The sequence below is a fragment of the Streptomyces sp. NPDC045022 genome (genome assembly GCF_056432605.1).
Genome location: NZ_JBWKIR010000020.1, coordinates 72,986 through 87,341 on the forward strand (window position 1 = coordinate 72,986; position 14,356 = coordinate 87,341).

At 70.8% G+C, this 14,356-nt stretch carries 14 protein-coding genes; 4 read left to right on the forward strand and 10 right to left on the reverse strand.

Annotated features, from left to right (window positions below):
• Nucleotides 1–74: 74 nt before the first annotated feature.
• The gene (locus AC07C1_RS29355; protein WP_478943812.1) at nt 75–1,619 is read left to right on the forward strand and encodes an ABC transporter substrate-binding protein; all 1,545 of its coding nucleotides are present in this window, start codon (nt 75–77) and stop codon (nt 1,617–1,619) included.
• Nucleotides 1,620–1,691: 72 nt separating this feature from the next.
• Here AC07C1_RS29355 and AC07C1_RS29360 read toward each other — a convergent pair whose 3' ends face one another.
• The 9 genes from AC07C1_RS29360 to AC07C1_RS29400 form a co-directional block, all read right to left on the reverse strand.
• A complete protein-coding gene (locus tag AC07C1_RS29360) occupies nt 1,692–2,432 on the reverse strand; it encodes a TetR/AcrR family transcriptional regulator (RefSeq protein WP_478943814.1) in 741 nt (246 codons plus the stop codon).
• Between the two features lie 11 nt (nt 2,433–2,443).
• The gene (locus AC07C1_RS29365) at nt 2,444–2,953 is read right to left on the reverse strand and encodes a thiol-disulfide oxidoreductase DCC family protein (RefSeq protein ID WP_478943815.1); all 510 of its coding nucleotides are present in this window, start codon (nt 2,951–2,953) and stop codon (nt 2,444–2,446) included.
• 14 nt (nt 2,954–2,967) lie between these two features.
• Complete coding sequence (locus AC07C1_RS29370) at nt 2,968–3,375, reverse strand: hypothetical protein (protein WP_478943817.1); 408 nt, start codon at nt 3,373–3,375, stop codon at nt 2,968–2,970.
• 82 nt (nt 3,376–3,457) lie between these two features.
• Nucleotides 3,458–3,868, reverse strand: a complete 411-nt coding sequence (locus tag AC07C1_RS29375; protein WP_478943819.1) for a VOC family protein — start codon at nt 3,866–3,868, stop codon at nt 3,458–3,460.
• A 281-nt stretch (nt 3,869–4,149) separates the two neighbouring features.
• The gene (locus AC07C1_RS29380) at nt 4,150–4,929 is read right to left on the reverse strand and encodes a succinate dehydrogenase iron-sulfur subunit (RefSeq protein WP_478943821.1); all 780 of its coding nucleotides are present in this window, start codon (nt 4,927–4,929) and stop codon (nt 4,150–4,152) included.
• Nucleotides 4,929–6,683: a succinate dehydrogenase flavoprotein subunit gene (gene sdhA, locus AC07C1_RS29385; RefSeq protein ID WP_478943822.1), complete on the reverse strand. Its 1,755-nt coding sequence runs from the start codon at nt 6,681–6,683 to the stop codon at nt 4,929–4,931. The genes AC07C1_RS29380 and sdhA overlap by 1 nt, the downstream gene beginning before the upstream one ends.
• Nucleotides 6,684–6,702: 19 nt before the next feature.
• Nucleotides 6,703–7,185, reverse strand: a complete 483-nt coding sequence (locus AC07C1_RS29390; RefSeq protein ID WP_478943824.1) for a succinate dehydrogenase hydrophobic membrane anchor subunit — start codon at nt 7,183–7,185, stop codon at nt 6,703–6,705.
• A gap of 5 nt (nt 7,186–7,190) precedes the next feature.
• Complete coding sequence (sdhC, locus tag AC07C1_RS29395) at nt 7,191–7,571, reverse strand: succinate dehydrogenase, cytochrome b556 subunit (protein ID WP_478943825.1); 381 nt, start codon at nt 7,569–7,571, stop codon at nt 7,191–7,193.
• 191 nt (nt 7,572–7,762) lie between these two features.
• Nucleotides 7,763–8,293, reverse strand: a complete 531-nt coding sequence (locus AC07C1_RS29400) for a 2-oxo-4-hydroxy-4-carboxy-5-ureidoimidazoline decarboxylase (RefSeq protein WP_478943931.1) — start codon at nt 8,291–8,293, stop codon at nt 7,763–7,765.
• A gap of 171 nt (nt 8,294–8,464) precedes the next feature.
• Between AC07C1_RS29400 and AC07C1_RS29405 the strand changes: the two genes are divergently transcribed.
• From AC07C1_RS29405 to AC07C1_RS29415, 3 genes are all read left to right on the forward strand, one after another.
• Complete coding sequence (locus AC07C1_RS29405; protein ID WP_478943827.1) at nt 8,465–10,126, forward strand: beta-N-acetylhexosaminidase; 1,662 nt, start codon at nt 8,465–8,467, stop codon at nt 10,124–10,126.
• A gap of 262 nt (nt 10,127–10,388) precedes the next feature.
• Nucleotides 10,389–10,961: a hypothetical protein gene (locus tag AC07C1_RS29410; protein ID WP_478943829.1), complete on the forward strand. Its 573-nt coding sequence runs from the start codon at nt 10,389–10,391 to the stop codon at nt 10,959–10,961.
• Nucleotides 10,962–11,176: 215 nt separating this feature from the next.
• Complete coding sequence (locus AC07C1_RS29415) at nt 11,177–11,563, forward strand: hypothetical protein (protein ID WP_478943831.1); 387 nt, start codon at nt 11,177–11,179, stop codon at nt 11,561–11,563.
• Between the two features lie 53 nt (nt 11,564–11,616).
• Here AC07C1_RS29415 and AC07C1_RS29420 read toward each other — a convergent pair whose 3' ends face one another.
• Nucleotides 11,617–14,307, reverse strand: a complete 2,691-nt coding sequence (locus AC07C1_RS29420) for an FG-GAP-like repeat-containing protein (RefSeq protein ID WP_478943832.1) — start codon at nt 14,305–14,307, stop codon at nt 11,617–11,619.
• Nucleotides 14,308–14,356: the final 49 nt, after the last annotated feature.

The window sequence follows — 14,356 nt, forward strand, 5'->3', positions numbered from 1 at the left end:
AGTGGCGACATCGTGCTGGCCAGGGGTAGGGCCTCAAGGGGCCTGGGGAGGGCACCACCATGCGATCTGTTCGCATGCGGATTCTCGTGACGCTGCTCGTGCTCGCCGTCGTGGGAATCGGCGGCTGGCAACTGCTGCCGTCGCAGGGGGACGAGAACAAGGCGATCACGGTCGGAACGACGGACGCCGTCACCGCACTCGACCCGGCCGGCGCCTACGACGCCGGCTCCTGGGCGCTGTTCAGCAATGTCTTCCAGTCGCTGCTGACCTTCGAGCCGGGCGGGGTCGAGCCGGTCCCGGACGCGGCGGAGAGCTGCGCGTTCGAGGGCGGCGGCCTGAAGACGTACCGGTGCACGCTGCGCGACGGCATCACCTTCCCGAGCGGGCGGGCGATGACCGCCGAGGACGTGAAGTTCTCCTTCGACCGGGTGAAGAGGATCAACTCCGATGTCGGCCCGGCCTCCCTGTTCGACACGCTCGGCTCGGTGACCGCCGACGGCGCGAGGACGGTCACCTTCCACCTGTCGTCCCCGGACGCCACCTTCCCGTCGAAGGTCGCCACCGGCGCCGGTTCGATCGTGGACAAGGACAAGTACCCGGCCGGCGCCCTGCGCACCGGCTCCGCGGTCGACGGCACCGGCCCGTACACGCTCACGTCGTACACCAAGGACGAGAAGGCCGGCCTTCAGCCGTACAAGAACTACAAGGGCTACCTCAGCGGCACCGGCCGCCCGGTCGAGCTGCGGTACTACACCGACTCCCAGAAGCTCGACGACGCCTGGAAGGCCCGGCAGGTCGACGTCGCCACCCGGACCCTGCCGCCGGACGTGCTCTCCCGGCTGAACCCGAGCGACCCCAGGATGCGGGTCACCGACTCCGACAGCGCCGAGACCCGCAACCTGTACCTCGACACCCGTGCCGCATCCCCGCTGCACGATGTGCGGGTGCGCCGGGCGATGGCCTGGCTGGTCAACCGCGAGGAGCTGGCCGCGAGGGTCTACGAGGGCACGGTCGACCCGCTGTACTCGCTGATCCCGACCGGTATCACCGGCCACACCACGTCGTTCTTCGACGGCTACCCGACGCAGAGCACCAAGAAGGCCCGCGAACTGCTCACCGAGGCCGGGGTGACCCTGCCGGTGCGGTTCACCTTCGGCTACGGCATCGGCCGCGGCGCGGGCGCCGAGGAGGCCGCGGTGCTGAAGAAGCAGCTGGAGGCGGGCGGCCTGTTCAAGGTGGACGTCAAGGGCTACGAGTGGACCGACTTCCAGAAGCGCTGGGCCGCCGGGAAGATGGACGCGTGGGCGGTCGGCTGGGTGGCCGACTACCCCGACCCGGACACCTTCGGCGCCGCGCTCGTCGGCACCGGCTCCACGATGAGCACCGGATACAGCAACAAGCTGGTCGACCACCTCATCCTGGACAGCCGGCAGTTCGCCGACCGCAGCCGGGCCGCGAACGACTTCCGCGACATCCAGGCCGACGTGGCCGAGGACGTGCCGCTGATCCCACTGTGGCAGCGCAAGGAGTACGTGGTCAGCATCGAGGACGTGGGCGGTGGCCAGTACCTCACGGACGGCACGGGCGTGTTCCGGCTGTGGCGGCTGGAGTGGATCTGATCTGTCGGTCTTTCGCTGCCCGGCCGGGATGATCTGCTCCACGTCGAGGGTGACCTTGGCACCCGGAAGTGATCACTGGCCCCGCTCGCGCCCCGGATCCGGCAGTGCCTTCGTCATTCCCGGCAGGAAGTCCGTGAACAGTTCGTGGATCTCCAGGACCAGCGGGCGCAGGACCCGGAACCGGGCCAGGGACACCCCGCGTGCGGTCAGCCGGGCCCCGCGCCGCGCCAGACGGTAGCTGCGCTCACGCCCTTCCGTGCGGTCGAAGACCCAGTAGAGGACCAGGCCCATCTGGGAGAGCCACAGCAACTCCGGCAGGACCTCGCGGAGTTCGGGGGCCACCTTGGACTTCGAGCCGGCCAGGACCTCCCGGTGCACGCTGATGGCCTGCTCGCGCGCGTGCTCGCTCTCCGGGGAGAAGGGGCTGAGCGGGCTGTCGGGGTCGGCGGCGTTCTTGAAGAACTGCACCGCGAACTCGTGGTACGGCCTGGCGATGTCCAGCCACGCGGTCAGCACTCCCGCGAGCCGCGCCTCCAGATCCGTCTCCCGGTCCAGGACCTCCCGGACCGCCTCCTGGTGCTCGGCGGCGATCCGGTCGTAGAAGCCCTGGATCAGGTGTTCCTTGCCCGCGAAGTAGTAGTAGGCGTTGCCCACGGAGACCCCGGCCTCCCTGGCGATGGCCCGCATGGTCGTCTTGTCGTACCCGCTCTCCTGGAACAACCGCATCGCGGTCTCCAGGATCAGCGCACGGGTCTGCTCGGACTTGCTGCTCTGGGGACCGGCCGTCTCGGGGCCGTCGTTCTTCGCGGGCACGGTACAAGAGCCTAACGAGTGGCGCAGGCGCCGTCGGAGCAGGAGGACGGCTGGTAGGTCCAGCCCGTGTCCGGGTGGTACGTCCACCCGTCCGCGCGCCGGTACGACTGCCCTCCCCACCGCCCGCTCCGCCGCCCCTGCCCGTGCGAGTCCCGCCATTTCGCCGCCGCCAGCACGGCACCCCGGGCCAGCCGGGCGCCGGCCGGGGTGGCGAGCCGGTGCGCGAGCGGGCGGTGCTCGCGCAGGGCCCACAGGACGACGATCCAGGCGTGGGCGCCCCGGTAGACCTGCCCGGAGTCGCCGACGACGGTGACCTCGTCGAGGGTGGCGGCGTGGTCGAGACCCGGGAAGCGGTCGCGCGCCTCGGCCGAGCCCGCCGGCACCGGTTCCAGCGGCACCAGCTGCGACTGCCGTGCGAGCCAGCCGCGCAGGTGGGCGCAGAGGGCGCACTCGGCGTCGTACAGGACGGTCAGCCCGCGGACCGGGGCGCTCGTGGCGTCCCGGCCCTCCCTGGTGGTCATGGTCGTCACGGTGGTCACGCGCCGGCCGTCGGGGCGACCCACTCCCGCGGGGTGACCGGGGGCAGCTGCTCCCGCTCCATGACCCCGCGCCGGCGGATCTTGCTGAGCACGTACACGTTGCCCAGGTGCATCACGCCGAGCACCAGCAGGACCACGCCCACCTTGGTCGACAGGGCCTCGAAGATGCCGCGGGTGTCCTCGATCGTCCCGTCGTCGCCCAGGTACAGCGCCACGAAGCCGAGGTTGACCAGGTAGAAGCCCACCACCAGGAGGTGGTTGACGGCGTCCGCGAGCTTCTCGTTGCCGCGCAGGACGTCGGCGAGGAAGATCCGGCCGTTGCGGCTGAGCGTGCGGGCCACCCAGACGGTCAGCGCGATGCTGACGGCCAGGTAGATGACGTAGGCGATGACGGTGCGGTCCATGCCCCACCCCTTCTTGAACGCGTTCAAAACGCTGACAGGGCTGACTGTAGACCCGTTTTTGAACGTGTTCAAGTCAAGGCGATCAGGCCCTCCGCCCCAGTGCCGGGCGCTTGGTGTAGTCCGTGAAGCCGACGATGTTCCCCCAGGGGTCGGCGATCTCCACGGTCCAGCCGGTGGCCACCGGGAACACCTCGTCCAGGGGCTCGACCCCCGCGGCGGCCAGCTCCCGCGCCGCCGCCCGGGCGTCCGGCACCTCCAGCCAGAGGCGCTGCGAGGGCCAGGGCGGCGGCCGGTGCCCCAGCGCCTCCTCGGCGCGTAGCAGGATGCCGGGTGTCTCCCCGCCGACCTTCAGCAGCGCGATCCCGGCCTCGTCGAACCGGAATCCCACGGTGAACCCGGCCCGCTCGTAGAACCCGACGGCCTCGGCGAGGTCGCCGACGGGGAACAGCACGTTGTCGAATCCGAGTAGTTCGTACGACTGGTCGTCTGACATACCGTCAGAATAGAGCGCACCCCCGCGGTATCCCGTGATTGCCGGAGGTGGCGCACCACACCGGGGGCCCCGCCCCCGGACGAGACCGGGAGGGCGGGGCCAGGATCGGCGGTGCAGGGCAGATTGCCGGCAAGGCCGGGCAGGGGCCGGCGGCAGGTGGCTTGGCGGGGGGCCGGGCGCCGGGACGCGGTGGCGGCTTGAGTCGGTCCGTGTGACGGCGAGGGCCCCGCCCCGGTGTGTGACCGGAAGACGGGGCCCGATGAGCCGTAGCCGTACGGCGATCAGTAGCGGCGCGTGATCAGTGCGCGCTTCACTTCCTGGATGGCCTTCGTGACCTCGATACCGCGCGGGCAGGCGTCCGTGCAGTTGAAGGTGGTGCGGCAGCGCCATACGCCGTCGCGGTCGTTGAGGATCTCCAGGCGCTGCTCCCCGGCCTCGTCACGCGAGTCGAAGATGAAGCGGTGGGCGTTCACGATCGCGGCCGGGCCGAAGTACTGGCCGTCGTTCCAGAACACCGGGCAGGAGGAGGTGCAGGCCGCGCAGAGGATGCACTTCGTCGTGTCGTCGAAGCGCTCGCGGTCCTCGGCGGACTGCAGTCGCTCGCGCGTCGGCTCGTTCGTGTCCTTGGTGATCAGGAACGGCATGACGTCCCGGTACGCCTGGAAGAACGGCTCCATGTCCACGATCAGGTCCTTCAGGACCGTGAGGCCCTTTATGGGCTCGACCGTGATCGGCTTCTCGGGGTTGATGTCCTTGATCAGCGTCTTGCAGGCAAGGCGGTTCTTGCCGTTGATCCGCATCGCGTCCGAGCCGCAGATGCCGTGCGCGCACGAGCGGCGGAAGGTGAGGGTGCCGTCGATGTCCCACTTGATCTTGTGGAGGCCGTCGAGGACGCGCTCCTTCGGGTCGATCTCCAGCTGGAAATCTTCCCAGACCGCCTCCGCCGAGACCTCCGGGTTGAACCGGCGGACCCGGAAGGTGACCGTGATGTAGGGGGAGTCGGCGAAGCCGGGCTCGGGCCGGCCGGCCGCGTCCGCCTTGTCCAGAACAGGGGTAGCCATCAGTACTTACGCTCCATCGGCTGGTAGCGGGTCTGGACGACCGGCTTGTAGTCGAGACGGACGGTTTCCGAGCCGTCGGCGCCGACCTCGCGGTACGCCATGGTGTGGCGCATGAAGTTGACGTCGTCGCGGTTCGGGTAGTCCTCGCGGTAGTGACCACCGCGGGACTCCTTGCGGGCCAGCGCCGAGACGGCCATGACCTCGGCCAGGTCGAGCAGGTTGCCCAGCTCGATCGCCTCCAGCAGGTCCGTGTTGAACCGCTTGCCCTTGTCCTGGATCGCCACGTTCTTGTAGCGCTCACGCAGCTCGGCGATCTTCTCGACGGCCGTCTTGATCGTCTGCTCGGTGCGGAACACCATGACGTTGGCGTCCATGGTCTCCTGCAGCTCGCGGCGCAGCGTGGCCACCCGCTCGTTGCCGGTGGAGTTGCGCAGCCGCTCGATCTGCTCGAGGACGAAGGACTCCGGGGCCTCCGGCAGCTCGACGTAGTCGGCCTTCGCCGAGTACTCGGCGGCGGCGATGCCCGCGCGGCGGCCGAAGACGTTGATGTCCAGCAGCGAGTTGGTGCCCAGGCGGTTGGCGCCGTGCACCGACACGCAGGCGACCTCACCGGCCGCGTACAGACCCGGGACGACGGTGGTGTTGTCCGCCAGGACCTCACCCTCGACGTTCGTCGGGATGCCACCCATCGCGTAGTGCGCGGTCGGCTGGATCGGGATCGGGTCCGTGTAGGGCTCGATGCCGAGGTACGTCCGCGCGAACTCGGTGATGTCCGGGAGCTTGGCGTCCAGCTGCTCCGGCGGCAGGTGGGTGAGGTCCAGGTAGACGTGGTCGCCCTCGGGACCGCAGCCGCGGCCCTCGCGGATCTCCGTGTAGATCGACCTCGACACCACGTCGCGCGACGCGAGGTCCTTCATCACCGGCGCGTACTTCTCCATGAAGCGCTCGCCGTCCTTGTTGCGGAGGATGCCGCCCTCACCACGGGCGCCCTCCGTCAGCAGGATGCCCATGCGCCAGATGCCGGTCGGGTGGAACTGGAAGAACTCCATGTCCTCCAGCGGGAGCCCGCGCCGGTAGACCGCCGCCTGACCGTCACCGGTCAGCGTGTGGGCGTTCGACGTCACCTTGAAGAACTTGCCGGTGCCGCCGGAGGCGTAGATCACGGCCTTCGCCTGGAAGATGTGGATCTCACCGGTGGCCAGCTCGTAGGCCACCACACCGGCCGACTTCTTGACGCCGTCGACCTCGGTGATCAGCTGGTCCAGGACGTAGAACTCGTTGAAGAACTCCACGCCCTCCTTGACGCAGTTCTGGTACAGCGTCTGGAGGATCATGTGGCCGGTGCGGTCGGCCGCGTAGCAGGAGCGGCGGACCGGGGCCTCGCCGTGGTTGCGGCTGTGACCGCCGAAGCGGCGCTGGTCGATGGTGCCGTCCGGCGTCCGGTTGAACGGCAGGCCCATCTTCTCCAGGTCGAGGACGGCGTCGATGGCCTCCTTCGCCAGGATCTCGGCGGCGTCCTGGTCGACCAGGTAGTCACCGCCCTTGACCGTGTCGAAGGTGTGCCACTCCCAGTTGTCCTCCTCCACGTTGGCCAGCGCGGCGGCCATGCCGCCCTGCGCGGCGCCCGTGTGGGAGCGGGTGGGGTAGAGCTTGGTCAGGACCGCGGTGCGGCTGCGCTTCGTCGACTCGATGGCCGCGCGCATGCCCGCGCCACCGGCGCCGACGATGACGGTGTCGTACTTGTGGATCTTCATGTTTCTCGCAGCCCCGTGCCTAGCGGATGTTCGGGTCGAAGGTGAAGATCACCAGCGTGCCCAGCAGGATGGTGAACACCGTGGCGGTGTAGAGCAGGCCCTTGAGCCACAGCCGGCTGTTCGGGCGCTCCGCGTAGTCGTTGATGATCGTCCGCAGTCCGTTGGCGCCGTGCAGCATCGCGAGCCACAGCATCAGCAGGTCCCAGACCTGCCAGAACGGGGACGCCCAGCGACCGGCCACGAAGGCGAAGCCGATCTTGGAGACGCCGCCGTCCAGCACCAGCTGGATCAGCAGGTGGCCGAGGACGAGGACGACCAGCACGATGCCGGACAGGCGCATGAACAGCCACGCCGCCAGCTCGAAGTTGCCCCGGGTCGACTTCGGGGACTTCTTGGTGCGCTTGCGGGGGGCCTCGATCAGCGGGGCCGGGTTGTCGACGGAGTAGACGGGGGCGCCCTCGACGGGGCCGACTCCGGACGCGGTGGTTTCAGTCGTGGACATGGGCCTCAGCTCCCGGTCAGAACACGAGCGGCGTGGCCGAGGACGGGGGTGATCGCGAAGGCCATCAGGATGAACCAGACCACCATCACTGCCCAGAACATCTGCTTCTGGTAGCGCGGGCCCTTCGACCAGAAGTCGACGGCGATGACGCGCAGACCGTTGAGCGCGTGGAAGAGGATGGCGGCGACGAGGCCGTACTCCAGCAGCGCGACGATCGGCGTCTTGTACGTGGCTACGACCTTGTCGTAGTCCTCGGGGGAGACACGCACGAGAGCGGTGTCCAGTACATGAACGAACAGGAAGAAGAAGATGAGGACGCCGGTGACTCGGTGAGCCACCCAGGACCACATTCCTTCCCGGCCGCGGTACAGCGTTCCAGCCGGCACGGAAGAACCCTCCGGGTGCGGGGATCAGGGCCGCGCCGGCTTCACTGTCGGTCGGGCCCGGCCGGGTACGGTCCACCGGCCCCCAGCATCGTAGCGAGGCTCCGCGCTGTGCCTTACGGGGGGCCTACCGGTGTGATCAAACTGGCACGCGGTTGGGCTAGCGGGGGCGGCCACCGGGGTGGGTGGTCGCGTCATTTGCCGGGTACGGGAGCATTTGTGCTGGTCGCGCAGTCTCCCACGGTCCTGAGGCAGGTGCCGAGCCTGCCCCGGGCGAGGCGCCGTAACTGCTCCGCCGCTGTCACCCGCTCCTCCTCCGGATCGTTTGTCAATCGTGACCGGATGGCTTCGAGAGTGCGGTCGAGCGCCTCGTCCGGGTGGACATCACCCAGATAGATGACGAACGCATGTCCGAATCGCGCCTCGTAGGCCGCGTGCGCCGCGCTCAGTGCCATGTGGGCCGCCGAGTACGTGTCCGCGGGCAGCTCGGGCAGCGCCTCGCCCGCCAGGGCCTCGGCCAGGTCGCCCGGGGCGAGGTCGTACGCCGCCTCGTCCGCCGCGGCGAGCAGGGCGTCCAGGTCGGGGTACGGGCGGTGGTCCGCGAGCCGGCGGGACCAGCGCAGGCTGTGCAGGCAGTGCAGCAGGAGGATGCGCGCCTCGTCGGCGGGGGCGGTGTTGAAGGCGTCGAGAGGCGTGGGGAGGTACGGGAGTCGGTGGGCGGGCAGCGTGGGTCCTCGCTCACATGTGGTGTGGCAGGGGATGCTGTGAAAGGTGTGTCGTCAGGTTATCGAGAGTGGTCACTGTGTGTCCGTGCGAGGCCTGATTTTCACTCGGACGGAAGAGTTTCGGATCGCCCTGGTGACCGGTGAACACCGGATCGGTCGTACGTTGGCAGGGTGAACCAGCACAGGCGCCGGGGACCGGCGCAGCAGGTGATACGGAAGCGGGCGGTGGTCGCCGCCGCCTTCGTCGGGACGGTCGCGCTCGGCACGGGTGTCGGCGTGTGGGCCGCCACGGACGGATCCGGCGGGAAACAGGAGGGGGGCACGCGGCAGTCCTCCGACCGGGTTTCCGGCGCCGTCTCCGGCGGGCCGGCCACGCCGTCGGCGAGTCCCTCGCCGAGCCGGACCTACCCGCTGTCGCAGGCGCCGCGCACGATACCCGCGGTGCGCTCCCACACCCCGGCGCGCGGTCCCGGCTGGAAGCCGCAGCGGGGCGAGCGGGTGGTGGTGAGCGATGCCCGGCTGGCCGACGAGGGCCGGCTCATAGCCGGGGAGCTGGGACTGGCCTACGCCGGCCGGAAGGACGACGCGCGGGCCGGTGACGTACGGCTCGCGCTCGGCGGCGGGGGCGGGAACCAGGAGTCGTACACGATGACCGTCCACGGCGGGCGGGTCGACATCAGCGGGCCGGGCGAGGCGGGGGTCTTCTACGGCACCCGCACCCTGAAGCAGGAGGTCCACGGCGGCGGTGCGGCCCCGGAGGGGGTCGTCCGGGACGCGCCCGCCAAGCCGGTACGCGGGTTCATGCTGGACATCGCGCGCAAGCCGTACAGCGAGTCCTGGATCGAGGACCGGATACGCGAGCTGGGGGATCTGAAGTTCAACGAACTGGGACTGCACTTCTCCGACGACCAGGCCTTCCGGATCGAGTCCAGCACCCATCCCGAGATCGTCGCCAAGGACCATCTGACCAAGGCGCAGGTCAAGAGGATCGTGGACCTGGCGAACAGCCGGCACGTCACCGTCGTCCCCGAGATCGACTCGCCGGGGCACCTGGGCGCCGTCATCGCCGCCCATCCCGACCTCCAGCTGCGCAACGCGAGCGGGGTCGCCACGAGGGGCGCCGTCGACATCTCCAAGGACGCCTCCGCGAAGATCGTCGACGATCTGCTGACCGAGTACGCCGGGCTCTTCACCGGCGACCGGTGGCACCTCGGCGGTGACGAGTACCAAGCGCTGACCGTGAAGGACCCGCAGGCGTCGTATCCGCAGCTGGCCACCGCCGCGCGGCAGGCCTACGGCTCCGGCGGCACCGTCGCCGACCTCGCCACCGGCTGGCTCAACGACCGCGCGGACACCGTCCGCGCCCACGGCAGGACCGCCGTCCGGGCGTGGAACGACGGCTTCTTCCGCGGCACCTCTGTGCAGCCCGCCAAGGACCTCCAGGCCGCCTACTGGACCGGCAAGGAGATCGGGGCCCGGCAGCCGGCGGAGTACCTGAGCGCGGGCCGCAAGGTGCTCAACTACAACGACGAGTTCCTCTACTACGTGCTCGGGCAGCCGCAGACCTTCGTGTATCCGACGGGACAGCGCATCTACGAGCAGTGGAACCCGCGGGTGCTGCGCGGCACGACCGCCGTGCCGGCGCGCTACGACGGGCAGATCCTCGGCGGGTCGTTCGCGGTGTGGGGCGACTTCCCCAACGCGCAGACCCAGGATCAGGTCGCCGCCGGGATACGGATGCCGCTGCGGGCCACCGTGCAGAAGCTGTGGGACCCGGGCAGGCCCGCGCTCTCCTGGACCGACTTCCGGCAGCTGGCGGACCGGCTGGGCTGACGGACGGTGGGCTGACGGACCGGCTGGGCTGGCGGCCCGGTGGACCGGCCGGGCCGAGGGGTCGCATCGGGACTCCGGCCGGACGATCGGCGGGTGCGTCCCGGTGCCGACCCGGACGCGGCACGAGGGAGCCCCTCGCCGGTCCCGTGCCGAACACCACACTTGGCTGGAAACCCACGGCTGTGACACTCCCGGGCCGTCGCACGCAGTAAGGGGAAGTGCGGGCTCCGTACCGGTCGGCGCCCTGGCGAGGGAGGCTTTCATGAGCCTGGTGGAACTGATCGCACAGGCCGACGAGCGCGGACTGGCCGCCAGTGCGTTGGCTTGTTTGGATCGGTGCCTGCCCCTGCTCGGCGGCGACGACGACGAACTGCTGCGCCCGCTGTGGGCCGGCCTCGCCGACGGCTCCGACTGGAGCGGCGGCCTGACCAAGGCCCGCGACGCGCTCGGCAGCACGCCGCCCGCCGCGGACGAGGCCGCCCGGCTCGCCCGCCGCATGCTGGACGCGGCCCCGGCCGAGCGCACCGTCGACGCGGTACGGCCCTGGGCCGACGCCTGCTCGGTGGCCTCCCTGCGCGTCCACCGGCTGCTCGACCCCGCCGCGGACGGCACCGCACACGACGACGGCCTCGACGCCGGGCGCGCGGGTGAAACCGAGGACCTGCCACCTCTCGTCGCCGCCGAGCTGCGCCGCCAGATCGCCGTCCTGGAACTCCTCGCCGGTCACGGCGCGCACGGTCTGCGCCGGGCCCTGGACGTCGCGGTCGAGGGGCGCCGGGTGCTGCGCGCGGTGGTCTCCCGCCGGGCCCGGGGCGCCGCGGAACCCGGGGCGTGAGGGAGCCCGGCTCCCGCCCCCGTGCGTGCGGAGCCCGGCGTGTCGAACCTCGTGGGTGAGGGAGCCCCGGCGCGTCGAAACGCCCTGGCCCGAGCGGGTCCTGTGGCTGTCGTGCGGTGGACGTGGGGCGGTCCTGCGACGGTTGGCGAAACGCCTCGGATCCCGGTGACGGATGCCTGTCCCGGCTCGCTCTTCCCTATGTGACAGCCCAGTACGTGACAGCACAGCAGGAGACCAGGCCGCACGCCGCGGCGAAACCCGTGCGGTGGGCGGCGGACGCGGTCGCGACCATGCGCGAGGGTGCGCGGGTACGGCTCGACTACTCGGCGCAGAGCCTGTGGCGGGTGGACCGGATGATCGACGAGATACGCCGGGAGGGGCCACCGCACGCGGCGGTGGAAAGCGTGCTGCGCGGCTTCGGCGCCTACGCCGGAGAGGTGATCGTCCGTGAGACCGGCGCCGAGTGGTGGGCGACCGGCGGCGAGCACTGGGTGCGCACCCCCGACGGCCGGCTGTGGGACCCCATCGATGAGGCCCGGCGCTGCTTCGACGGCCACGGCTCGCTGCGCCTGCTGTGCCGGGACGCGACCGCCGCGGGCTGAACGTCCGGCCGGGACCCTCCTGGGGAGGGCCCCGGCCGGAACGCGTCACGGCGCTACGGCGCCAGGGTCGTGCCCAGGGCCGCGTCCGTCGGCGTTCCGAGGGTCGACTTGCTGAACACCACCGTCTGGGCGTACCCGAGCCCGGAGCTGTTGCTCGGCAGGTACATCAGGATGCCGTCGCCGCCGTCCTCCCCGGCCACGCCGAAGGTCAGGTCGGCCCGCCCGTACCCGGACAGGTCGGTCAGCGACACCGACGAGCCGAACGTGTCACCGCTCTCGGTGGCGCCGGGCACCCCCGAGGTGTCCTGGGAGACCGCGACCGCGCCGGAGCCGGTGAGACCCGACGCACCGCCCTTGACGAGCAGCGCCGAACCGGCGTCGGAGCGGTTCACGCCGTCGCGGGTGATGTCCTCGCCGGGCAGGCCGGCCAGGACGTCGGGGAAGCCGTCGGCGTTGTAGTCGCCGGCGGAGACCGAGGCGCCCATGGCGTCGCCGTCCTCGGCGGCACCCGGCACTCCACTGGTGTCCTGGTGGACGGTCTTCATCCCGGTCGTGGTGAAGCCGGTGGAGGTGCCGAGCAGCATGGTCACCTGACCGCCCTTGTACGCGCCGGACTCCGCGCTGTACGGCTGGCCGACGACGAGGTCGTCGTAGCCGTCGGCGTTGAAGTCGGCGGAGGCGACGGAGCGGCCGCCCTTGACGCTGAGCACGCCCGCCTTGGTCAGCCCGTTCGCCGAGCCCGCGAACCGGACCAGGCGCGAGATGCCGCCCGTGTCACGGTAGTTGAGGACGACATCGGCGTAACCGTCCCGGTTGAAGTCGCCGCTCGCGGCGTCCAGGTAGGCGAGGGAGCCGGTGGCCGTGGTCAGGGTGCCCGAGGTGGTGGCGCCGCCGGTCAGCCGTACGTTCCAGTTGCCGCCCCCGCCGGTGCCGGCCGCGAACACGTCCGCCTTGCCGTCGCCGTTGAAGTCGCCGACCGCGACGGTGGAGCCGAGCTTGGCGCCGGTCGCCGTGACACTGCCCGACGTGTTGTACGAGAACCCGGTGTCGAGGGCCGGGCCGTACATGACCGTGACCGAGCCCCGGTCGGCGTGACCGCTGGTGTCGTCCTCGCCGGGAGAGCCGATCGCCAGGTCGGCGTATCCGTCGCCGTTGACGTCGCCCCAGGCGGTCGCGGTACCGAAACCGTCACCGGACTCGGAGGAGCCGGGCACGCCCGTGCTGTTCTGGGTGAGCGTGACCTTCTTGCCGGTGACCGGCCCGTCCACGCCACCCGGCACGACGGTCAGCGAGTTGGCCTTCGGGGTGCCGGCGACCAGGTCGGGCAGGCCGTCCCGGTCGCGGTCCGCGGTGGGCAGGGCGTGCGAGACGCCCGGCGTCCTGGCCAGCGTGGCGATGAGGGACAGCTTCTTGTAGAGGTTGTCGCCGGGGCAGGCGGTGGCGTTGGTGTCCCGGTGGCCGAAGACGCGGGGCAGGGTGATCTGCTGGTCCTTGTCGACCAGGTTGCCGTCCTGGCCCTTGGGACTGCCGGAGGTCAGCGTGACCTTGCCGGCCGGGTCGATGCCGTACATCCCGAACTTCCAGGCCACGATCCGCGCGATCGCGTCCAGGGCGGCCCGCGAGGGCTGCGCGCTCATGTAGTTGCCGATGTAGGAGATGCCGACCGTGTTCGTGTTGAACCCGATGTCGTGGGCGCCCACCACCGGCAGGTCCATCCCGCCGCTGCGGCCCTCGAAGATCTGCCCGCAGCGGTCGACCACGAAGTTGTAGCCGATGTCGAAGTAACCGCGGGAGAAGTGCTCCTGCTGGATGGTCCGCATCCGGGCCGCGGAGTCGGCGCACGACACCGTGTTGTCGCTGTCGACGCCGGTGTGGTGGACGACGGCCGCCTTGATCTCGGTGCCGTAGCTCGGCGTGCCGTCGTAGTCCGTGGAGGCGCCCCACTCGGCCTGCGTGATGATCGGCGGCTTGGCGACCGTGGAGGGGCGAGGTGCCGGGACCGTGCTGGTCGGGGAGGGGGAGGTGGACGCCGAGGCGGACGTCGAGTCCGTTGCGGAGGCGGATGCCGTGGCGGACGTCGGGTCCGTCGCGGAGGCGGATGCCGTGGCGGACGTCGGGTCCGTGGCCGTGGCCGTCGCCGAGTCGGTGGGTGACGGGCTGTCCGACGACGTGTCCGACGGGGACGGCGAGCCGGTCGCCGACGGTGTCGTCGTCTCCGCCGCGAACGCGGCCGGCTGCGTGCTGCCCGCCGGGTCGGTGCCGGGGTCGAGCAGCTTCACGTCCAGTCCGGCCGGCAGCCCCTCGGCCTGGGTGCCGTCCGCCCCGACCACGCGGACCGCGACGCCGTCCGCGTCACCCGTCCACACCGAGGCGGTGCCGCCCCGGGCGTGGGTGCGGGCCCGTGCGCCCTCGGCGCCGTCGGCGGAGAACGGATCGTCCGGCAGCTTCTGCCAGTCGGACCACTCGCCCGTCTCCCGCGAGCGGTAGCGGAGCTCCGGTGTGCCCTTGAGGTCGGCACGCTCGTCGTCCCAGGTGACCAGCGCGGCGGAGAACCGATTCGTCTCCCGCTTGGCCAGCCCTCGGTGCCCACCGCCCTGGTCGGTCAGCTTCAGCGTGTGCACGGACGGCTCGCGGCCCGCGCCCTTGCCGTCGTTGTGCGCACCCGGGTCCGCGACGGCATAGGTGACGGCTCCGGCGCCGCCCAGCACGACGGCTCCGAGTGTCAGCCACGCTCTTCGCTTCAAGCTGAGCGGTTTGTACGCATGGGTCCTGCGAGGACTCAAAATGTCCCAC